Annotated in this window: 18 protein-coding genes; 11 read left to right on the top strand and 7 right to left on the bottom strand. The window is 71.2% G+C overall.

The window, feature by feature from the left end; genetic code table 11:
- Window positions 1-90: 90 nt before the first annotated feature.
- The 3 genes from ACLQ25_RS07640 to ACLQ25_RS07630 all read left to right on the top strand — a co-directional run bounded on the left by ACLQ25_RS07640 (window position 91) and on the right by ACLQ25_RS07630 (window position 5649).
- Window positions 91-1623, top strand: a complete 1533-nt coding sequence (locus ACLQ25_RS07640; RefSeq protein ID WP_425730182.1) for an acyl-CoA carboxylase subunit beta — start codon at window positions 91-93, stop codon at window positions 1621-1623.
- A gap of 63 nt (window positions 1624-1686) precedes the next feature.
- Window positions 1687-2835, top strand: coding sequence for an acyl-CoA dehydrogenase family protein (locus tag ACLQ25_RS07635; RefSeq protein ID WP_425730181.1), 1149 nt, complete (start codon window positions 1687-1689; stop codon window positions 2833-2835).
- A 141-nt stretch (window positions 2836-2976) separates the two neighbouring features.
- The gene (locus ACLQ25_RS07630; protein ID WP_425730180.1) at window positions 2977-5649 is read left to right on the top strand and encodes an ATP-binding protein; all 2673 of its coding nucleotides are present in this window, start codon (window positions 2977-2979) and stop codon (window positions 5647-5649) included.
- 241 nt (window positions 5650-5890) lie between these two features.
- On the opposite strand, the gene ACLQ25_RS07625 is transcribed toward ACLQ25_RS07630, so the two are convergent.
- A complete protein-coding gene (locus tag ACLQ25_RS07625) occupies window positions 5891-6391 on the bottom strand; it encodes a MarR family winged helix-turn-helix transcriptional regulator (RefSeq protein WP_355048531.1) in 501 nt (166 codons plus the stop codon).
- A gap of 100 nt (window positions 6392-6491) precedes the next feature.
- Between ACLQ25_RS07625 and ACLQ25_RS07620 the strand changes: the two genes are divergently transcribed.
- Both ACLQ25_RS07620 and ACLQ25_RS07615 read left to right on the top strand, forming a co-directional pair.
- Window positions 6492-7073, top strand: a complete 582-nt coding sequence (locus ACLQ25_RS07620; protein WP_425730179.1) for a YceI family protein — start codon at window positions 6492-6494, stop codon at window positions 7071-7073.
- 283 nt (window positions 7074-7356) lie between these two features.
- On the top strand, window positions 7357-8835 hold the full coding sequence (locus tag ACLQ25_RS07615; RefSeq protein WP_425730178.1) for a glutamate--cysteine ligase: 1479 nt from the start codon (window positions 7357-7359) through the stop codon (window positions 8833-8835).
- A gap of 152 nt (window positions 8836-8987) precedes the next feature.
- On the opposite strand, the gene ACLQ25_RS07610 is transcribed toward ACLQ25_RS07615, so the two are convergent.
- Window positions 8988-10508: a hypothetical protein gene (locus ACLQ25_RS07610; protein ID WP_425730177.1), complete on the bottom strand. Its 1521-nt coding sequence runs from the start codon at window positions 10506-10508 to the stop codon at window positions 8988-8990.
- Window positions 10509-10630: 122 nt separating this feature from the next.
- Here ACLQ25_RS07610 and ACLQ25_RS07605 point away from each other — a divergent pair, with 122 nt between their 5' ends.
- Both ACLQ25_RS07605 and ACLQ25_RS07600 read left to right on the top strand, forming a co-directional pair.
- Window positions 10631-11332, top strand: a complete 702-nt coding sequence (locus tag ACLQ25_RS07605) for a PASTA domain-containing protein (RefSeq protein WP_425730176.1) — start codon at window positions 10631-10633, stop codon at window positions 11330-11332.
- A 124-nt stretch (window positions 11333-11456) separates the two neighbouring features.
- Window positions 11457-12272 (top strand): PASTA domain-containing protein, encoded by an 816-nt coding sequence (locus tag ACLQ25_RS07600; RefSeq protein WP_425730175.1) that lies wholly within the window; start codon window positions 11457-11459, stop codon window positions 12270-12272.
- A 7-nt stretch (window positions 12273-12279) separates the two neighbouring features.
- On the opposite strand, the gene ACLQ25_RS07595 is transcribed toward ACLQ25_RS07600, so the two are convergent.
- Together ACLQ25_RS07595 and ACLQ25_RS07590 are read right to left on the bottom strand one after the other, a co-directional pair.
- Complete coding sequence (locus ACLQ25_RS07595) at window positions 12280-12723, bottom strand: hypothetical protein (RefSeq protein WP_425730174.1); 444 nt, start codon at window positions 12721-12723, stop codon at window positions 12280-12282.
- A 98-nt stretch (window positions 12724-12821) separates the two neighbouring features.
- On the bottom strand, window positions 12822-13106 hold the full coding sequence (locus ACLQ25_RS07590) for a hypothetical protein (protein WP_425730173.1): 285 nt from the start codon (window positions 13104-13106) through the stop codon (window positions 12822-12824).
- A gap of 624 nt (window positions 13107-13730) precedes the next feature.
- Between ACLQ25_RS07590 and ACLQ25_RS07585 the strand changes: the two genes are divergently transcribed.
- The 3 genes from ACLQ25_RS07585 to ACLQ25_RS07575 all read left to right on the top strand — a co-directional run bounded on the left by ACLQ25_RS07585 (window position 13731) and on the right by ACLQ25_RS07575 (window position 15397).
- Window positions 13731-14606 carry a helix-turn-helix domain-containing protein gene (locus tag ACLQ25_RS07585; RefSeq protein WP_234584497.1) on the top strand — a complete coding sequence of 292 codons (876 nt, stop codon included), beginning with the start codon at window positions 13731-13733 and terminating at the stop codon, window positions 14604-14606.
- Window positions 14576-14797, top strand: coding sequence for a DUF397 domain-containing protein (locus tag ACLQ25_RS07580; RefSeq protein ID WP_355048523.1), 222 nt, complete (start codon window positions 14576-14578; stop codon window positions 14795-14797). Before ACLQ25_RS07585 ends, ACLQ25_RS07580 begins: the two co-directional genes overlap by 31 nt.
- Before the next feature lie 198 nt (window positions 14798-14995).
- A complete protein-coding gene (locus tag ACLQ25_RS07575) occupies window positions 14996-15397 on the top strand; it encodes a hypothetical protein (protein WP_355048522.1) in 402 nt (133 codons plus the stop codon).
- On the opposite strand, the gene ACLQ25_RS07570 is transcribed toward ACLQ25_RS07575, so the two are convergent.
- Window positions 15365-15967 (bottom strand): hypothetical protein, encoded by a 603-nt coding sequence (locus ACLQ25_RS07570; protein WP_425730172.1) that lies wholly within the window; start codon window positions 15965-15967, stop codon window positions 15365-15367. The two genes, ACLQ25_RS07575 and ACLQ25_RS07570, sit on opposite strands and share 33 nt — an antisense overlap.
- Before the next feature lie 215 nt (window positions 15968-16182).
- On the opposite strand from ACLQ25_RS07570, the gene ACLQ25_RS07565 reads away from it, so the two are divergent.
- Entirely contained in the window at window positions 16183-17739 is a 1557-nt protein-coding gene (locus tag ACLQ25_RS07565) for a S8 family peptidase (protein ID WP_425730171.1), read from the top strand.
- 69 nt (window positions 17740-17808) lie between these two features.
- On the opposite strand, the gene ACLQ25_RS07560 is transcribed toward ACLQ25_RS07565, so the two are convergent.
- Together ACLQ25_RS07560 and ACLQ25_RS07555 are read right to left on the bottom strand one after the other, a co-directional pair.
- On the bottom strand, window positions 17809-18615 hold the full coding sequence (locus tag ACLQ25_RS07560; protein WP_425730170.1) for a WecB/TagA/CpsF family glycosyltransferase: 807 nt from the start codon (window positions 18613-18615) through the stop codon (window positions 17809-17811).
- On the bottom strand, window positions 18612-19727 hold the full coding sequence (locus ACLQ25_RS07555; protein WP_425730169.1) for an NAD-dependent epimerase/dehydratase family protein: 1116 nt from the start codon (window positions 19725-19727) through the stop codon (window positions 18612-18614). Before ACLQ25_RS07555 ends, ACLQ25_RS07560 begins: the two co-directional genes overlap by 4 nt.
- Window positions 19728-19751: the final 24 nt, after the last annotated feature.

Below are 19751 nucleotides of genomic sequence, written 5' to 3'. Positions count from 1 at the left end.
AAGGAGCGTCGGTGCGGCATGGGTCGCCGGAGGGTGCGCGGATGCGATAGCCTAACGATCGTTCAGGTCAACACGGGCGAGGGAGTCGGCGTGACGCTCGACGGTGAGGCGCTGGAACAACTGCGCAAGCGGGCCCGGGCCGGCGGCGCGGACAAGTACCACGCGGCCAACGAGGCCAAGGGCAAACTCTTCGCCCGCGAACGCGTCGCGCTCCTCGTCGACGAGGGCTCCTTCGTCGAGGACGGCCTCTACGCCAACGCGCTCGCCGACGGCCTGCCGGCCGACGGTGTGGTCACCGGCACCGCCACGATCGACGGCCGACAGGTCTGCCTGATGGCCAACGACTCCACCGTGAAGGCCGGCAGTTGGGGCGCCCGTACCGTCGAGAAGATCATCCGGATCATCGAGCGGGCCTACGGGGCCGGCGTCCCGATGGTCTACCTGGTCGACTCGGCCGGCGCCCGGATCACCGATCAGGTCGACCTCTTCCCCGGCCGCCGCGGCGCCGGCAAGATCTTCTGGAACCAGGTCCGCGCCTCCGGCTCGATCCCGCAGGTGTGCGCGCTGTTCGGCCCGAGCGCCGCCGGAGGGGCGTACATCCCGGCGTTCTGCGACGTGGTGGCGCTGGTCGACGGCAATGCCAGCATGTATCTCGGCTCCGACCGGATGGTCGAGATGGTCACTGGCGAGAAGACCACCCTGGAGGCGATGGGCGGGGCCAAGGTGCACACCACCGAGTCCGGCGTCGGGCACTTCCTCTGCAAGACCGAGGCCGACGCGCTCGACGTGGTGAAGACCTACCTGTCGTACCTGCCGGCGAACTGGACCCAGGCGCCGCCGGCCGCGCCGGCGGTCGCCGCGTCCGCGAAGGCCGACCTCGCCGCGCTGGTGCCGGCCAGCGAGCGGCAGGCGTTCGACATGCGGCGGTACGTCAAGGGCCTGCTCGACGAGGGTTCCTTCTTCGAGATCCAGGCACTGTGGGCCAAGGAGCTGACCATCGGCTTCGGTCGCCTCGACGGCCAGGTCGTCGGCGTGGTCGGCAACAACTCGATGTTCAAGGGCGGGGTGCTCTTCGTCGACTCGGCCGACAAGGCCACCCGGTTCGTGCAGCTCTGCGACGCGTTCAACGTGCCCCTGCTGTTCCTCAGCGACGTTCCCGGCTTCATGGTCGGCAGCGCGGTGGAGAAGCAGGGCATCATCCGGCACGGCGCCAAGATGATCACCGCGATCTCCGAGGCGACCGTGCCGAAGATCTGCGTGGTCGTCCGCAAGGCGTACGGCGCGGGCCTGTACGCGATGGCCGGGCCCGGGTTCGAGCCGGACGCGACGATCGCGCTGCCCAGCGCCAAGATCGCGGTGATGGGCGCCGAGGCCGCCGTGAACGCCGTCTACGCCAACAAGATCGCGGCAATCGAGGACGCGGACGAGCGGGCCGCCTTCGTGGCCGCCAAGCGGGCCGAGTACGAGCAGGACATCGACGTTGTCCGGCTCGCCAGCGAGCTGGTGGTGGACGCCATCGTCGAGCCGCACGACCTGCGGGACGAGCTGGTCCGCCGGTTCGCGGCGGCGCGTACCAAGGACCGCACCTTCTCCCGTCGGCGGCACGGCGTCACCCCGGTCTGACCCGCACAGCCACCCGTCTCGACGTCACGAGCGTCGAGGGCACCGTCCCACCAGGAGGATGAGATGGACTTCCGGCTCACCGACGAACAAGCGGCGCTACGGGCGAGCGTGCGGGACTTCGCCCGCGAGGTGGTCGCCCCGGTGATCGCCGAGCACTACGAGCGGCACACATTCCCGTACGAGGTGATCCGGCAGATGGGCAAGATGGGCCTGTTCGGCCTGCCCTTCGACGAGGAGCACGGCGGGATGGGCGGCGACTACTTCGCGCTGTGCCTGGCCCTGGAGGAGTTGGCCCGGGTCGACTCCAGCGTGGCTATCACGTTGGAGGCGGCCGTCTCGCTCGGCGCGATGCCGATCTACCGCTTCGGCAGCGAGGAGCAGAAGGCCACCTGGCTGCCCCGGCTGCTCAGCGGGGAGGCTCTGGCCGGCTTCGGCCTCACCGAGCCGGGCACCGGTTCCGACGCCGCCGGCACCCAGACCCGCGCGGTGCTGGACGGCGACGAGTGGGTGATCAACGGGTCGAAGGCGTTCATCACCAACTCGGGCACCGACATCACCGCCATGGTGACGGTCACGGCGGTGACCGGCACCAACCCGGACGGCTCCAAGGAGTTGTCGACGATCATCGTGCCCACCGGCACGCCCGGATTCACGGTGGCTCCGGGTTACTCCAAGGTCGGTTGGACCGCCTCGGACACCCACGAGCTGACCTTCGACGACTGCCGGGTGCCGGCGGCCAACCTGCTCGGCGAGCGGGGTCGGGGCTTCGCCCAGTTCCTGCGGATCCTCGACGAGGGTCGGATCGCGATCGCCGCGTTGGCCGTCGGCCTCGCCCAGGGCTGCGTCGACGAGTCCATCACGTACGCGAAGGAGCGGCACGCCTTCGGCCGGCCGATCGGCGACAACCAGGCCATCCAGTTCAAGATCGCGGACATGGAGCTGAAGGCGCATACCGCCCGCCTGGCCTACTACGACGCCGCCGCCCGGATGCTTGCCGGCGAGCCGTTCAAGCGGCAGGCCGCCATCGCGAAGCTGCACGCGAGCACGATCGCGGTGGACAACGCCCGGGAGGCCACCCAGATCCACGGCGGCTACGGATTCATGAACGAGTACCCGGTCGCCCGGTTCTGGCGGGACTCCAAGATCCTGGAGATCGGCGAGGGCACCAGCGAGGTGCAACGCATGATCATCGCCCGGGATCTGGGCCTCTGATCCCACCCCTCGGGCGATCCCGGGGGTTACCGACCGCTCCCGGTCGATCGACCATTCCGCTGTCGGATTATCGGCGAGCGGACGTCGGCAGGACGACGTTCGACTGCCGATGGTCGGAGGCGAACCGTACTCTTCGTGCCCATGACTCCGGATCATGGGTGGTCGCGGAGCCCGGCCGATCGTAGCGGGCTGCCGGCGCTGCTCCGTGCGCATCGACGCGCCGCCGGTCTGACCCAGGCGGAACTGGCGTCCCGCGCCCGAGTCGGTGTGCGGACGGTGCGGGATCTGGAGCGTGGCCGGTCGGTCCGGCCACAGCGCACCACCGTCGATCTGCTCGCCACGGCGTTGGGGTTGACCGGTCCCGTCCGGGCGGCATTCCTGGCCACGGCCCGCGGCCTCGTCGGCGGCGAGCCGCCGTCGGATGTCGGCCCGGGCACGGTCGGCGTCGCGACGGCGCAAGCCACCCGAGCCGACGCGCCGGTCGCCCTCCCGCCGCCGGTCGCCCTGATCGGACGCGATCGCGATGTCACCGAGTTGGCCGCGATGCTGACCGCGGACCACGGACCACGGCTGATCAGCCTCGTCGGCCTGGCCGGTGTCGGCAAGACCGCGCTCGCGCTCGCCGTGGCCCACGCGGCGGCACGGGCGCATCCGGGCGGTGTGGCCGGCGTGCTGGTCGGCGAGGGCTCGGACGGACCGGACGTCCTCGCGGCCTCGATGACCGTCCTCGGCGCCGCCCGGTTACCGGAACTGGTCGCCCGCCTCGCCGGCCGGCGGGCGCTGCTGGTCATGGACGCCGTTGAGCGCGCCCCCGGCCCGGTGGCCGAGACACTCCACCGGTTGGGCACCGTACTGCCGTCGCTGCGGGTGCTGGTCACCGGCCGGCATCCGGTCGGGCTACCCGGCGAACGGGTCTGGCCGGTCGCCCCGCTCGAGGTACCGCCGCCGGACGGCGAACAATCCGGTCCGGCCACGCTCGTCTCGTGGCCAGCGGTCGCGCTGTTCATCGCACGGCTCGCCCAGGTCCGTCGGGAACCGCCCGGCCCCGACGAGCTACCGGCACTGGCCGCCCTGGTCCGCCGGCTGGGTGGCCTGCCACTGGCCATCGAGCTGATGGCCGCCCGGGGGCGGCTGCTCGACCTCACCGAACTGCTCGACCGGTACGGCGACCGCGTCCTCGACCTGACCACCTCGGCCGAGGAGACCCGTGCCCGGTGGGACGGGCCGGAGTCGGCGGCCCGCCGTCCGTACGCCACCGATGCCACGCGGGCGTCGGTGGCGGTGACCCTGCGGGACGCGGTGGCGACCAGCTACCGCCTGCTCGCGCCGCACGAGCGCGACGCGCTGCGGCGACTCGCCATGTTCGGCAACCGGTGGTCGGTGGAGATGGCCGAGGAGATGCTCGCCGACGAGGCCGACCGGGACGGGACCGTCGCCATCGATCCGGTCCCGGTGTTGGACCGCCTGGTCGAGCTGGGCCTGCTGAGCGTTCGCGGCACCGGGCCGTTCCGGTTCCGCCTGCTCGACGCGGTCCGTGACTTCGCCGTGGAGCAGGCGGTCGGCGGCGGTGAGCTGACCTGCGTACGCCGTCGGCACGCGGAGGTGACCGCCCGCCTCGTGGCGCGGACCGCCGCCGAGCTGGCCGGCCCACGGATGCTCGACGCGGTGCACCGGCTCGACCAGCTGAGCAGCGATATCAGCTCCGCGCTCGCCCACGCGGCCACCGATGACCCCCTGACCGTGCTCCGGCTCGCCGCCTGCCTCCCCCGCTGGTGGCGCTTCCGCGGCCGGGACGTCGCCGGGCGGCAGTGGCTGCGACGTCTGCTGGCCGACCCGCGAACCGCCGACGCGGACCCGATCCTGCGCGGCTGGGCCAGCCTCGGGATAGCACGGCTCGCGGCCGAACACGGTGCTGAGGCAGAAGAGTTACCCAGGGCACGCGCCGCGTTGGAGATCTTCCGACACTCCGGCGACGTGACCGGCGAGTTGGAGGCGCGCGGGGTGCTGGGTGCTCTGCTGACCACCGTCGGCGGGCACGACGAGGCGCGGGAACAGGCCGAGGCGGTGCTCCGGCTCGCCGCCCGCAACGGTCGTACGCGTGATCTGGCGGTGGCGCAGAACAGCCTTGCCTGGCACGAGATCCGCGTCGGCGACCTGGCGGCGGCACGGCGGCGGCTGGCCGCCGTGGACCGGCTCGCGGCTGAGGGGGGTGAGCAGCGGTTGCGCGTGCTGGCCTGGGCCAACCGGGCCGAGGTGTCCCGCCTGGAGGGCCGGTACGCCGACGCCGTCGACCAGGGGCGGCGTGCGGTGGCGGCGCTGTTCGAGCTGGGCGACCCGGGACATCGTCGTCGGGTGCTCGGCACGGTCGGTCTGGCGCTCGCTCAGGACGGCCGTGCCGCCGAGGCGACCGAGGTGCTCACCGAGCTGCGCGCCGGCGGCGCCGAGGCGACCGTCGCCGTGCCGGGACGGCAGTGGATGGAGCGGGTCGGACTGCCGCGACCACGGTCGGACGACACTGTGTTGTCGTGGAGCGGACCGGAGGCGGGGATCTGCGCGCTGATCGAGGGGAACCTGGCGCTGCACCGGGGTGATCGGGAGTTGGCGGCCGAGTGGTTCGCGGCCGCCGTCGAGGCCGGTCACGATCGCCGGGACGTCGTGGAGGCGCTGGTGGGCCTCGCCGCGAGCACCGGGGATCCGACGGTCCTCGATCGTCTGGACCAGGTCTGCGAGGACACCGGGATCCGACTGCTGCCGCAGGAGTCCGGGCTGCTCTACGCGCTGATCGCCGCGCGGGGTGGAGCCACCGAACGGTGAGCGGTGGCCGGTCGGCCTCGATGGACCGCCGGATGGAGAGTGGCGCGGGCGAAGAGCCCCCTTGGTGCTACCCCTCGCTGTTCGCCCGCGCCGTCACCCCCCGGTGATTCCCCGGTGGGCGAAAGCCTGCCACCGTTGCCGGGGAAGTTGGTGTTTTTCAAGAGGTTTGTCCGGTCTCGGGGGTCAGTTCTGCCGGTCCTTCTGCCGGTACCGCCCGGAAGCCCTTCCTGCGGGCCGACGGTCAGGTCGGGTCGCAGTCGTCGGCCGTCTCCTGCTCGGTACTGCCGGCGGTCGCGCCAGGATGGACCGCGTCCCGCACCCGCCGCAGGCCGTCGAGCAGTGCCGCCAGCGCCTCGGGTTCGAGTTGGCCGGTGAACCACTGTTCGATGATCCGCAGGTGCCCGGGCAGCGTCTCGTCGAGCCGCTGCATTCCGGAGGCGGTGACCACCGCGTACGAGCTGCGGCGGTCGTTCGGGCATGCTCGACGGGTGAGCAGTCCGTCGCGTTCCATCCGGTCCACCACCCGGGTCACCCCGCTGGTGGACAGTGAGGTCTGTGCGGCGAGGTCGGTCATCCGTAGCTGGTTGCCGGGCGAGCGGGCCAGTCGGGTGATCACCTCGAACTCGACCTGGGAGAGGCCGTGCTCCTCGAGTTGGGCGGCGAACCGGGCGGAGAGCCCGGCGTGGGCCTCGTACAGGAGGCCAACCGCAGTGATCCGGGGGTCGTCGAACACGTTGGTCACTCGTTAACCCTACCAGTACTTGACACGGGGAATGTTGTTGAGGTTATATTTGCTTAAGCAGTCGTTGGGCTACTAAACAATCCTCTGGAGGACACCAGTCATGACCAGCAGCATCGACGCGGTTACCCGCGACTGGGACGGTCTCACCATCCCGGCGGCCGGCACCTACGTGCTGGACGCGGCGCACAAGCGGGTCGGCTTCGTCGCCCGGCACATGATGGTGAGCAAGGTCCGCGGTGAGTTCAACGAGGCGACCGCCACCATCACCATCGCCGAGGAACCGCTGCAGTCCTCGGTCGTCGCGACCATCCAGGCCGCCAGCATCGACACCACTCAGGACGACCGGGACGCGCACCTGCGCAGCCCTGAGTTCCTCGACGCGGAGCAGTTCCCGACCCTGGAGTTCCGCAGCACCGGCGTCAAGTCCCGCAAGGGCAACGAGTTCGTGCTCGACGGTGAGCTGACCGTCAAGGGCGTCACCCGTCCGGTCGAGCTGGAGGTCGAGTTCGAGGGCGTGGGCCGCAGCCCGTTCGGCCAGGACATCTTCGGCTTCTCCGCGAGCACCGAGATCGACCGCGAGGAGTTCGGTCTGACCTGGAACGTCGCCCTGGAGACCGGCGGCGTGCTGGTCGGCAAGAAGATCAAGATCGAGATCGAGGGCGAGGCCGTCCGCCAGGCCTGATCCCACGGATCACCCGTACGCCGGGCCCGCGCCGCACGTCGGCGCGGGCCCGGCGTCGTCCGTGCCGAGCGCGTGTGAATTGTCACGACTTGTTCTTGCCTCCGTGGGGTCCGCCGTGGCGGCGACGGGGTAGAGATGGCGCCACGAGCGAATCCACTCGGCCGGCGTCGGATCACCGTCGTCGGCCTCTGGCCCCGGCCAGGCGAGCGCTCTTACCGTTGATGGTTCACAATGCGCTTCCGGGACGGCAGAATCCCGACCGCGCCGGTTGTCGGGAGGACACATGGGCAGGGACGTCTCGCAGGGCGCCTTCACCCGGGAGGACCGCGTCCGCTACCGGCAGAAGGTCCGGCGGTGCCTCGACGTCTTCGCCCTGATGCTCGACGACTTCGGGTTCGACGCCGACCGGCCGATGACCGGCCTCGAGATCGAGCTGAACCTGGTCGACTCGGCGGCCGAGCCGGCGATGCGCAACGAGGAGATCCTCGCCGAGATCGCCGATCCGCTCTTTCAGACCGAGTTGGGGCAGTTCAACCTGGAGTTGAACGCGGAGCCCCGGCTGATCGAGGGCGCCGGGTTCGCCGACTACGAACACGACCTGAGCAGCAGCCTCTCCCGGGCCGACGAGCGCGCGGCCAGGTCCGACGCGAACATCGTCCTGGTCGGCATCCTGCCCACCCTCACCGAGGGGCACCTGGTCGAGGACAACCTCTCCACCAACGAGCGCTACCGGGTCCTCAACGACCAGATCGTCGGCGCCCGGGGCGAGGCCATCGAACTCGACATCCGTGGCGTCGAGCAGTTGCGGACGCACACCGACTCGATCGCCCCCGAGGCGGCCTGCACGAGTCTCCAGTTCCACCTCCAGGTCGCGCCGGACAGCTTCGCCGACTACTGGAACGCGTCCCAGGCCATCGCCGGAGTGCAGGTGGCGGTCGGGGCGAACTCGCCCTTCCTCTACGGCCGCCAACTCTGGGCCGAGACCCGGATCGCCCTGTTCAAGCAGGCCACCGACACCCGTCCGGAGGAACTCAAGGCCCAGGGCGTACGCCCCCGGGTCTGGTTCGGCGAGCGGTGGATCACCTCGATCTTCGATTTGTTCGAGGAGAACGTCCGGTACTTCCCACCACTGCTGCCGATCTGCAAGGACGAGGACCCGGTGGAGGTGCTGCACGCCGGCGGGGTGCCCCAACTCAGCGAGCTGCGGCTGCACAACGGCACGGTCTACCGCTGGAACCGCCCGGTCTACGACATCATGAACGGCCGCCCGCACCTGCGGGTGGAGAACCGTGTGCTGCCCGCTGGTCCCACCGTGGTGGACATGCTGGCCAACGCGGCCTTCTACTTCGGGCTGGTCCGTGGTCTGGCCGAGGCCGACCGACCGATCTGGAGTCAGCTCACCTTCTCCTCGGCCGAAGAGAACTTCCACTCGGCGGCCCGCCGTGGTCTGGACGCCGTGCTGCACTGGCCCGGAGTCGGTGACGTGCCGGTCACCAAGCTCGTACTCGATCAGTTGCTGCCCGTCGCCGCGACCGGACTGGACGGCTTCGGCGTCGCGCCGGCGCAACGGGACCGGCTGCTCGGCATCATCGAGCAGCGGTGCCGTACCGGTCGCAACGGCTCCGTCTGGCAGACCGAGGCGGTCTGGGCGGCGGAGCGCCACCACGGCATGGACCGCCCGGCAGCCCTGCACCACATGGTCAAGCGCTACGCCGAACTCCAACGCACCAACGAACCAGTCCACACCTGGCCCGTCCAGTAACCACCCCCCACCCCCTCAGGCCCCCACCCCGCCTCAACCTGTCGATCATGAAGTTATTGCCAGCCGCCTCGGCGTGTCGCGGCAATAACTTCATGATCGACTCAGCTCGGTCGGGTGCGCGCGGGGAGGGACGGGGTGGGTGGCGGTGGGGGTCAGGTGGTGGGGCGGCGGGGTGGGCGGGCTCGGGGCGCGGTTGGGGCGTCGGTTGACGGTGCGGCGTCGGTTGAGAGTGCGGCGTCGGGGTTGCGGCGGGGGGCCGGGACGCGGGGTGCGGTCGTGGTCGCGTCGGTTGGCTGGTCCCCGGGCGGGCTTGTCGGTGTCGACGGCGTCCTGCCGCGTCGGGTTGCCGTGCCGGCCGCGGCGTCGGTCACCGAGCGGGCGCGGCGTCCGGATCGCCCGGCGTCCGCCGCGCCCTCTCTCGTGGGCGTCGTCCGTTCGGTCGGGAGCCCTCCGGCCCGGGTGAAGTCCGCCGAAGAGGCCGACGTCGAGCCGGGTGAGCCGGCCGGAGGGGCCGACGCCGGGTCGCGTCGGCCGGTCGAAGCGGTCGACGTCGGGTCGGACACGTCGCCCGACTCGGGGTTCGCGGATGCACCCGTCGAGGCGGCGTCCGGACCGGCGGCCGGGGCGTTCGGTCGGCGGTCGGCGGCACGTTGGTGACCGGCCCGCTCGGCGAGTCGAGCGACAAGTATCGAGCCGCCGACCCCGGCGATCACCGCGTACGGGGCGATGAGCTGGGTCGAGAACTGTGCCGGGCCGGGGGCCGCCCACCTCGGCACGGTGGTCAGGTAGGCGAGCGCGACGAGCAGCGGGCCGGCCGCACCGGAGGCCGCCGCGCCCACCCGGTGTCCGCCCGGACGCGCGGCGCCGCGGGCGGCGAGGGCGCCGATCAGAAGCGCGGGTACGAGCGCCAGCAGCGCGCCGGGCCAGTAGATCTGGCCTCCGATCCAGTACCGCCCGTGGTCCGGGTCGAGCTGCCAGGTGCCAAGTTGGGCGCCGGTCAGCCCGCGTCCGACGCGTACACCGTCGATGACCGAGACCACGGCGAGCAGCCACAGCCAGGCGGCCGTCGCGGTGATGTTCACCGCGACCGTGCGGGAACGCAGCGCCCAGAGCGCGACGAGGACGCCGATTAGGATTCCCAGCGCCGCGTGCAGGGCCGCGACCCGCTGCGGCGCGCCGGTGTCGGCACCTGCGGCGACCCGAGCCGGTACGGCGACCAGCAGTACGGTGACCAGTCCACCGAGCCCGGCGCCGAGCGCCAGGGACAGCCGGCGGAACAGGCCGGGGTGCTCGACGGGCACCGGTTCGGCCCGATCGATGACCGGCCGATCCTGCGCCACGTCGGCGCCCTCGGGCCGGGTCGGTTGGCCCGGCGTGAGCGCCGGCGACTGCGGCAGGTCAGCCTCGTTCGCCGGTGGGGCGCCGGTCGTCGGCGTGGGCGCGGCACGCTGGTGCAGTCGCTGCGCGCAGACAGCTCCCAGCACAGTGGAGCTGGCGGCGAGCCAGGTGGCCCAGGCGAGGCCGTCGGCCCAGGCCGTGCCGTTGGACCCGGCCTCGGTGGGCGTCCAGGTGATGACGCCGAGCCCGTAGCCGAAGCCCAGTTGCGCGGCGCCCGCGCCGGCAGCGACCCCGACCGCCGTCGCGATCGATACTCCCCAGCCCCGTCTGGCCATGCCGGGCAGCGTAACGTCCCGTCGTCGGTGCGGCGAGTCGCAGTGACCCGCCGGTACGGACCGTCGGCGCAACGTGGTGGGCGGCGAACGGTACGGTCGCCGGTGATGAGGCGGTGGACGGTATGACGGACGCGAACACGGGTCGGCAGGAATCCTCCGGTGGCCGGGACGGCGGTGACGGCGGCCGAGCTGGCGTGCTGCTCGGTGGCGGACTGGTCGCGGTGCTCCTCGCCGTGGTCGGCGCGACCGGCGGTTGGCTGCTGGCCGGCGAGGACGACAAGTCCCCGACGACCCCGCAGGCGGTCGCCACCACGGCAGGTACACCGACCGAGGAGGCCACCTCGTCTCGGCCGACCACCGGCCGGACCACCCCGTCCGCTCCCCGCACGACCGCCTCCGCGACGAAGGGGACCGGGCTGACCGTGCCCCCGGTGGTCGGGGCCGACTTCCTCCAGGCGCGCGAGATGCTGCGTAAACAACGGTTGGGTTGGCGGCTGGTCTTCGGCGGCGGCACCGGACGCACGGTGGTGAGCGCCTCGCCGGCGGTGGGTACTCCGGTGACCCGGGGCACCACGGTTCAACTGCAGATCGCTGGGCCACCGCCCGCCGCCGAAGTGCCGGACGTGGTCGGCGACGACTGCGCCAAGGCAGCGGAAGAGTTGGTCGAAGAGGGGCTCTACCCGAGTTACCGCAGCGGGCGCAGTGGAAAGGTCAGCCGGCAGGAACCGGCCGAGGACGGTCCGGCCCGCTGGAACGACGAGGTCAGCATCTGGTGCGGCGCGGCGGCCCCACCGAGCCAGCCGACCGCGAAGCCCACCTCCTGACCCGAGCGGCCCCGACCCGCCGGCGGCACGCGGTTCGTGCCACCGATACCGGCCGATGTCGACCTGGGCGGTTAGGTTGACGTCGAGGGCCAGGGCGCCCGCCCGGTTCGGGAAGGGACGTGCGATGAGCGACGACCGCCAGGAGCCGCCCGCCGGGACACCCGACGACGACCGCACGCGCCCTCTGCCGCCTGCCGGCGGCGACCGCCCACCGCCGCCGCAACCGACCGCTTCGCCGGACGAGACGATGCCCATCGACCGGGCCGCGTCAGGCGGTGGCGCTTCGCCGGACGAGACGATGCCCATTGACCGGGCCGCGTCTGCGTCTTCGGCGGACCGGACGACGCGGATGCCGGCGGAGCGGTCGACGCCACCGTCGTGGTCGGGGCGGGCCGAGGTACGGGCACCTCGACCGGCCGAGCCGTCTGCGGACTGGTACGTGGAGGAGCAGGGCGGCCGTCGGTGGTGGCTGCCGATCCTCTGGGGCGTACTCGCGTTGTTGTTCGCCGCCCTGCTCGGTGCGGCCCTGTGGGTGGTGTTGAGCGCGCGGGAGGACGACCCCGACGACCCGACCACGCCGTCCGTCCCGCCGGCCAGCGTCACCGCCGCGCCGAGCAGCAGCGCCCCGACGTCGGCGGCGCCCACCAGCGCGACGCCGAGCAGCCCGGCGGCGACCACCGAGGAAGCGCAGATACCGGTGCCGCCGCTGACCGGCCTTCCGCAGTCGACCGCCGAAGGACTGCTGGAGAGACTGGGCCTGAGCTACCGGGTGGTGTACCGCTCGTCGGAGCTGCCGCCGGGCACGGTGGTGCGGACCGATCCGGAGGCCGGCACCCTGGTGCCGACCGACCAGGAGGTGCTGGTGGTGATCTCCCAGGCCCGGCCGTCGCCGCCCGGCACGTCGACCAGCCCGAGCCCGACGGCGACGGCCACGCCGTGACCGGTTATCACCACCTTCGGCGGCGGGTGCCGACGAGGCCGAGGCCGGCGAGCGAGATGGTGAGGCCGGAGATCCCGGACCAGAAGAGCGACCGGCGTACGTCGGTGCCGTGGTGGCTGCCCGACGTCGTCCCGGCGAGTGCCTGCTGGCCGTCGGCCTGACCGCCGGCACCGGAACCGGTGGCCGGGCCGGTCGCGTCGGCCGCCGCCCCGGCGTACCCGTCGGGGATGTCGGCGCCGATCCAGCCGTACTCGTCCACGGGCGGATCGGAGCCGGCCACGGTGATCTCCGGCGCCGGTACCGGAACGGCCAGCCGGGTGGACGACGACGCCGGATCGTGGACCAGGACCACGACGATGGTCAGGGCCCCGAGGAGGGCGAGTAGTCCGAGAGCGTAGGTGATACTCCAGCGGTGGTGCCGCCGCACGGCGGGCTGATTGACCATGACCATCCCAGGCTCAGGGTCCTGGACGTGCGGTTGGAACGGTGCCGGGGTGGGCGTACTGATTCTATGGCGACGGCACGCCTACCCGCGGCGGATCGCGCTGGTCAGCCGACTCTGACCGGCGTACGGGTAACCGGTCGCCGGGTCCGTACGGTGTGCGGGCGGGGCACCGGCGCGGCCTGCACCTGTTGCAGCCCTTCCCGCTGTACGAAGATCGACCGACGGTTGACGGCGTCGCCGCCGGCGTTGAGCTCGTAGCCGTCGAGCCAGAGCCAACCGTCGTAGGTCGGCCAGTCGAGCACCCGGATCACCCGGAACATGATCGGTCTGAGGAATTGGACACTCGCCGCGCGAGTCACGTGCAGAACGTCACCGGAGCGGGGAAGCACATGGGCTCCTGGGGAGGGTAAGCCGGCGGGATGCCGGCGGTGACTGGTCTGGGATGTCTCGGCCCGGTTGCGGGATCGCGCCTCGTGGACCGTCTGGTGTTGGTGGTGGTCGGGCCGTACCCGCTGGTGGCGTGCCGCCACCCGACCATCACCTGACTGCTGCCGGGAACCGCGCCCACCGCCGCAGTCAGCTGGCTTGCAGCGGTGGGGTCTTTACCCCGGCGCAGGTCCGGGTGTCGCTGGCCGGGCCGGCGTGCCGTCCGGCTGCCCGGGGTCAGTGGGTTCACCACTCCCGGAGAGCGGACCGGAACGCTGAGTGATCCGAGCCATACGGACAGAGTGCATCAGCGACGTGCTTCATGCAAGTTGCACGTCGACTTTTGCCGATACGTGAGTTCGCCACGCAAAGCGGCGCTTGAAGCGATCCGCGTGTGGGCGGCACACTGAGGGCCGGTTTCGCCCGTCGCGGCCGGCCGATGACCGGCACCACCCCTCGTCGCGAACGCTCGCCGGTCGACGGTCGCGCCCCCGGCGAGCGGCAACCAGTGGGCGCGTCGACCGGAGGTAGCCCGAGAGTGGGGTCGAGCAACCAGCGGCGAGAGCCAGAAATGCCGAGGCCGCGCAATGAGTGAACGGCGCAGCCCGACGATCAGACGGCGACGGCTCGGTGCCGAGCTGCGCCGGCAGCGGGAGTCGGCGGGGATCACCATCGAGGTGGTGGCCGAGCAGTTGGAGTGCTCGGCGTCCAAGGTCTCCCGAATAGAGACGGGCCACACCACGGCCACCCCGCGCGACGTGCGGGACATGCTGCGGATCTACGGCGTCGTGGGCGCCGAGAGCGACGAACTCGTGCAGATCGCCCGGGAAGCCCGACAGAAGGGCTGGTGGCATCCGTACAGCACGGTGCTGGTCGGGGCGTACGTCGGCCTGGAGGCGGCAGCCAGCTCCATCCGGGCGTACGAACAGCAGGTCGTCCCCGGCCTGTTGGAGACCGAGGAGTACGCCGGGGCGATGATCCGCGCCGCCCGTCCGGACTTCACGGCCGATCAGGTACATCAAAGGGTGCGTGTCCGTCTGGGCCGTCAGTCGTTGTTGACCCAGGACGATCCGGTCGATCTGTGGGTGGTGCTCGATGAGGCGGTGGTAAGTCGGCCGGTGGGCGGGGACGAGGTGATGCGCGGCCAACTCAGGCGGTTGGTCGAGGTAGCCGAGTTGCCGAACGTGACGCTCCAGATCCTCCCCTTCGAGGTGGGTGCGCACGCCGGCATGGACGGCACCTTCACGATCCTCAGCTTCCCTGAGCCCGGTGATCCGGATGTTGTGTACGCGGAGAACGCCACGGGTGGGCTTTTCCTTGAGAAGAGCGACGAACTGCAGAAGTACAGCTTCATCTTCGATCACATCCGCGCTGCGGCCATTCGTCCGGAGGAGTCCGTCGCACACATCGCAAAACTGGCAGAGGAGCCGAAATGGCGACCAAGAGGTTCCCCGTGGACCTGACGCAGGCGACGTGGTTCAAGAGCTCGAAGAGCGGGCCCAACTGCGACAACTGCGTGGAAGTGGCGTACGTGACCGGTGCGGTCGGCGTCCGGGATTCGAAGGACAAGGCCGGTCCGGCCCTGGTCTTCGCTCCCGGTGACTGGCGTGCCTTCGTTGCCGGAGCCAGGGGTGGTGTGTTGGGCTCGGCCTGACCGAGTGGTCGATGAACGTCCCCGTCCGGTCCTCGACCGGGCGGGGACGTTCCATGTCCGCGCTCCGCCGGCCCGACCGCTGCCAGGTTCCGCCGGGATTCCCGTCGCCAGAGCGGGCCCGCGTCGTTGAACCCGTCGGTGCGGCCTGGTCGACGACCCGCCGCACCGACCCGCAACCGAGCGAGGCAGGCGAGACGGATGACGACGATCGGTTCAGAGAACCTCACCAACGGTCCGGCCAAGCCGGAGCGCTTCGGTGGCAAGTACCGCGGGGCGCGTCGAGACACCGTGCTGACCGAGGTGGTCTCGACCGACCAGGAGCTGGACGGGCGGGAGGTGTCGGACCCGGAGCCGATGGACCCGCCGCTCTCGCTGCCGTCGCTGGACCCTAACCCGTTGGTAGAGCCGTCGTTCCCCCCGGACGGCTGGCCGATCGAGCCCACCAGTTCGCTGGCCGATCACCCGCTGCTGCGTGGCCTGCTGCTGGAGCTGCCGCCGAAGGGCAGCGTGCCGCCGCCCGGCTGGCTGGACCGCTGGTTCGAGGCGACCCGGGCGATCCTGGAGCTCCTATACGTGCAGGGGGCCGGCCGCTCGCGCTGACCGCGTGGCGGTGGCGGGCTGCGCCCGCTCGATGAGCCGGCTGTGCCGCAGCGCGTGTCGGACGCCGATGGTCGCCACCGCCAGTGCGCCGACGGTGATCGCCGGTCCGGTGACCCCGGGTTCGGCGCCGAGGTCCGCGCCGGCTGCCGCGATCACCGCCGGCAGTGTCGCCAGGGCGGTTACCTGCAACGGCACGCCGACCAGCGGGTGGGCCGCGGCGGCACGCAGCCCGTGCGGGGCGGGCGTGCCGGGTGCGGTGTCGAACGCGCCGGCCCCGGCCCGCAGGCGGCGGATTCGACGTACCGAGCAGACGGCCACCACGAGCGCCGGCCCCGTGGCGAGGGTGAGCCCGGCCGCGGCATGATCGATCGGTGCGGTGCCGGCGCTCGACAAGCCGCCGATGGCCACCGCCGCGATCAGCGCGACGCCGACCAGCGCGAGCGCCAGCAACCATCCGGTACGCCGACGAAGCGCACGCGCGTCGCGCAGCCGGGGCAGTCGGTCGGCCAGGACCCCGGCGGCCAGCCAGACGGCGGCGACCGGCAACAGGATGGTGAGCTGACTCTCCATGTCGGAGAGTCTTTCCCGTCCGCCGGCGCGGCGAATCCGGGCCGGACCCCCGTTGGCCCCGGAAGCCGATCCCGTAGGGGGCATCCCATCCGGGTGATGGACGTTTCGACATGTTTATCTGTCGGACCGGCCGACCTACTCTCAGCGAGATCGGCAAGCGTCGATTGGAAAAGCCGGTGGTCGCGCTTCGACGCCGGTCGGAGGGAGGTAGGGAGATGGGTCTTCCACTCAGGTCCGCACTTGTCGGGGTGGCCACCGCGACCGTGCTGGCCGTCGGTGCCCCGGCTCTGGCCGCCGAGCCGGTGGGCGTCGTACGGGAGGCTGGCGGAGCCACCGCCGTGCCGGACAGCTACATCGTCGTCCTCAAGGACAGCACCGTGGCGCCCAACCGGGTCGGTGACACCGCGCAACGGCTTACCGCCCGGCACGGCGGAAAGATCGCCCGCACCTACGGCACCGCACTGCGGGGCTTCGAGGTCACCGTCAGCGCGTCGGCAGCGGCACGGATCGCCGCCGACCCGGCCGTCGCGTACGTCGAGCAGAACCACACCGTGTCCATCTCCGGAACGCAGGCCAACCCGCCGTCCTGGGGTCTCGACCGCATCGACCAGCGCAACCTGCCGCTGGACAACTCCTACACGTACCCGAACACGGCGAGCAACGTGCACGCCTACATCATCGACACCGGCATCAAGTTCTCCCACAACGACTTCGGTGGCCGGGCCACCTCCGGCTACGACGCGGTGGACGGCGGGTCGGCCGACGACTGCAACGGGCACGGGACGCACGTCGCCGGCACTGTCGGCGGCTCGACGTACGGCGTGGCCAAGGCCGTCCAGTTGGTCGGCGTACGGGTGATGAACTGCTCCGGCAGTGGCACCAGCGCCGGTGTGATCGCCGGCGTCGACTGGGTCACCCAGAACGCGATCAAGCCCGCCGTGGCGAACATGAGCCTCGGCGGCGGAGCGAACAGCTCGCTGGACACCGCCGTCCGTAACTCGATCGCCTCCGGCGTCACGTACGGTCTCGCGGCCGGCAACGACAACGGCGCGAACGCCTGCAACACCTCGCCGGCGCGGACCGCGGAGGCCATCACGGTGGGCTCGACCACCAACACGGATGCCCGCTCGTCGTTCTCCAACATCGGCAGCTGCCTGGACATCTTCGCGCCCGGCTCGTCGATCACCTCGGCCTGGTACACCAGCAACACCGCGACCAACACGATCAGCGGCACCTCGATGGCCACACCGCACGTGGTCGGGGCGGCGGCTCTGGTGGCGAGCGTCAACCCGAGCTGGACCCCGGCTCAGGTACGCAACCAGCTGGTGTCCAACGCCACCCCGAACGTGATCAGCAATGTCGGCTCGGGCTCACCGAACCTGCTGCTCTACGTGGGCAGCGGCGGCACCACCCCGCCGCCCACCGGCTGCAGCGGCACCAACGGCGCCGCGCTGACGATCCCGGACGCCGGCGCGGCGGTGACCGCCATGGTCCCCATCTCCGGCTGTGGCCGCAACGCCTCGTCGGCCTCCACGGCGGCGGTGAACATCGTGCACACCTACCGTGGTGACCTGGTGATCGACCTGCTCGCCCCGGACGGCAGCTCGTACCGGCTGAAGGACAGCAGCAGCTCGGACAGCGCCGACAACGTGAACACCACGTACACGGTCAACCTGTCCGGCGAAGCCGCGGACGGCACCTGGCGACTCCAGGTGCGCGACGTCTACTCAGCGGACACCGGCTACATCGCCAGCTGGACCCTGACCGTCTGACCTGTTCCCCAGGGACGAGGCCCCATCCGGACGATCCCGGTGGGGCCTCGTGTCGTACCTGATCGGTTGTCAGACCGCGAAGGTCGCCGGCCGCTCGGTCGCCGGGGCCGGCGGGCGGGGCTTCCACAGGCCGGTCTTCTGGCCGGCGAGCCGAGCCAGGTAGGCCGGGTTGAGGATCACGTAGCGACGCCACAGCCGCTTCGGCTCCAGGCTAAGCCGCCAGAACCACTCCAGGCCGACGCGCTGCATCCACGGCGGAGGCTGGCGCAGCAGCCCGGCGTGGTAGTCGAACGCGGCGCCGACCGCCATCATCGGCATGTCCAGCAGCGGGCGCATGGCGTACGTGAAGACCTCCTGGCGCGGGCAGCCGAGCCCGACCAGGACGAGCCGGGCGCCGCTGGACCGGATCCGGTCGGCGATCTCCGCGTCCTCGCCCGGCTGGACCGCGCGGAACTTCGACGGCTCCACCCCGGCGATCTTCAGGGCCGGGAACATCCGCTCCAACGCCGGGATCAGCTTGGCCAGCGTCTCCTCGGTCGAGCCGTACAGGTAGACGGGCAGACCCTCGTCGGCGAACCGGGAGAGCACGTGCAGCGTCAGCGTCGGCCCGTAGACCCGGTCGGTGAGCCCGGCGTCGTGCAGCAGGTTGAGCGCCCAGCGCACCGGCTGCCCATCCGGGGTGACCAGGTCGAAGGAGTTCAACCGGGCGTTGTGCGCCGGATCGAGCACCCCCGTCATCACGCCGTGCACGGCCAGCGCCGTCAGCGCGAAAGGCCGTCGCTCGTGCGCCGCGGTCACCACCGCGTCGGTCGCCGAGGCGTAGTCGGTGGCGTCGACGAGGACGCCGAGCACGTTGCGCTTGGTCTGGCGAGTCACGGCTGGGGCACCCACTTGTCCACGTTCGCCTCGTAGATCTCCCGCAGGATCATCGGCACGTCGTAGGTGATCTTCCAGTCCGGGTACTGCGCCTCGAACCGGGCCATGCTGCTCACGTACCACTGGTGGTCGCCGGTGCGGTTCTGCTCGACGTAGTTGATCTGCGCCTCGCGGCCGGTGATCTCCTGAGCGATCGCGAACGCCTCGATGTGGGAGGTGTTCGAGTGCCGACCGCCTCCGAGGTTGTAGACCTCGGCCGAGCGGGGCGCCCGGAAGAACGCCTCGAACGCGGTCAGCACGTCGTGCGAGTGGATCGCGTCGCGGACCATCTTGCCCTTGTAGCCGAACAGGTTGTACGTCCGACCCTCCATGACGCAGCGCATCAGGTACGCCAGGAATCCGTGCAACTCGGCGGCCGAGTGGGCCGGGCCGGTCAGGGTGCCGCCCCGAAAGCAGGCGGTCTTCATGTCGAAGTAGCGGCCGTACTCCTGCACCATCACGTCGGCGGCCACCTTCGAGGCGCCGAAGACCGAGTGCAACGAGTGATCGATCGACATCTCCTCGGTGATGCCCTCGTACCAGCGGTGGTCCTCGGGCAGTTCGTACCGGGTCTCGAGCTCGATCAACGGCAGGCTGTTGGGCCGGTCGCCGTACACCTTGTTGGTGGAGCAGTGGATGAACGGCGCGTCGATCGCGTGCCGACGGGTGTTCTCCAGGATGTTGAGGGTGCCGCCGGCGTTCACGTCGAAGTCCGTGTACGGCTCCTTGGCCGCCCAGTCGTGGCTGGGCTGCGCGGCGCTGTGGATCACCACGGCGATGTCCGAGCCGTACTTCTTGAACACCTGCTCCAGGCCGTCCCGGTCCCGGATGTCCACCGCGTAGTGGGTGTAGGAGTTACCGAGGTCACGGCCGAGCCGCTCCAGGCTCCACGAGGTGGAGCCGTCCTCTCCGAAGAAGTACCGGCGCATGTCGTTGTCGATGCCGACGACGTCCAGACCGAGGCCGGCGAAGTGCCGGACCGCCTCGGAGCCGATCAGACCGCCCGACCCGGTCACCAACGCGACACTCACACGCCACTCCTGGTCCATCGGAGGCAGAAACCATCGGAGCATAGCGTGACGCCCGGCACGCCCCGA

Source organism: Micromonospora sp. DT44 (assembly GCF_049841635.1).
Classification (GTDB): Bacteria; Actinomycetota; Actinomycetes; order Mycobacteriales; family Micromonosporaceae; genus Micromonospora.
This window is presented reverse-complemented; position numbering and strand designations above follow the sequence as displayed.

What these genes read in the sequence shown, in the direction of transcription:
- ACLQ25_RS07595 (WP_425730174.1), bottom strand. Translation starts at nt 12,723, where the DNA reads ATGGTCATGGTCAATCAGCCCGCCGTGCGGCGGCACCACCGCTGGAGT.
- ACLQ25_RS07580 (WP_355048523.1), top strand. Translation starts at nt 14,576, where the DNA reads ATGGCGACCAAGAGGTTCCCCGTGGACCTGACGCAGGCGACGTGGTTC.
- ACLQ25_RS07615 (WP_425730178.1), top strand. Translation starts at nt 7,357, where the DNA reads ATGGGCAGGGACGTCTCGCAGGGCGCCTTCACCCGGGAGGACCGCGTC.
- ACLQ25_RS07570 (WP_425730172.1), bottom strand. Translation starts at nt 15,967, where the DNA reads ATGGAGAGTCAGCTCACCATCCTGTTGCCGGTCGCCGCCGTCTGGCTG.
- ACLQ25_RS07620 (WP_425730179.1), top strand. Translation starts at nt 6,492, where the DNA reads ATGACCAGCAGCATCGACGCGGTTACCCGCGACTGGGACGGTCTCACC.
- ACLQ25_RS07565 (WP_425730171.1), top strand. Translation starts at nt 16,183, where the DNA reads ATGGGTCTTCCACTCAGGTCCGCACTTGTCGGGGTGGCCACCGCGACC.
- ACLQ25_RS07610 (WP_425730177.1), bottom strand. Translation starts at nt 10,508, where the DNA reads ATGGCCAGACGGGGCTGGGGAGTATCGATCGCGACGGCGGTCGGGGTC.
- ACLQ25_RS07555 (WP_425730169.1), bottom strand. Translation starts at nt 19,727, where the DNA reads ATGCTCCGATGGTTTCTGCCTCCGATGGACCAGGAGTGGCGTGTGAGT.
- ACLQ25_RS07600 (WP_425730175.1), top strand. Translation starts at nt 11,457, where the DNA reads ATGAGCGACGACCGCCAGGAGCCGCCCGCCGGGACACCCGACGACGAC.
- ACLQ25_RS07630 (WP_425730180.1), top strand. Translation starts at nt 2,977, where the DNA reads ATGACTCCGGATCATGGGTGGTCGCGGAGCCCGGCCGATCGTAGCGGG.
- ACLQ25_RS07575 (WP_355048522.1), top strand. Translation starts at nt 14,996, where the DNA reads ATGACGACGATCGGTTCAGAGAACCTCACCAACGGTCCGGCCAAGCCG.
- ACLQ25_RS07635 (WP_425730181.1), top strand. Translation starts at nt 1,687, where the DNA reads ATGGACTTCCGGCTCACCGACGAACAAGCGGCGCTACGGGCGAGCGTG.
- ACLQ25_RS07585 (WP_234584497.1), top strand. Translation starts at nt 13,731, where the DNA reads ATGAGTGAACGGCGCAGCCCGACGATCAGACGGCGACGGCTCGGTGCC.
- ACLQ25_RS07605 (WP_425730176.1), top strand. Translation starts at nt 10,631, where the DNA reads ATGACGGACGCGAACACGGGTCGGCAGGAATCCTCCGGTGGCCGGGAC.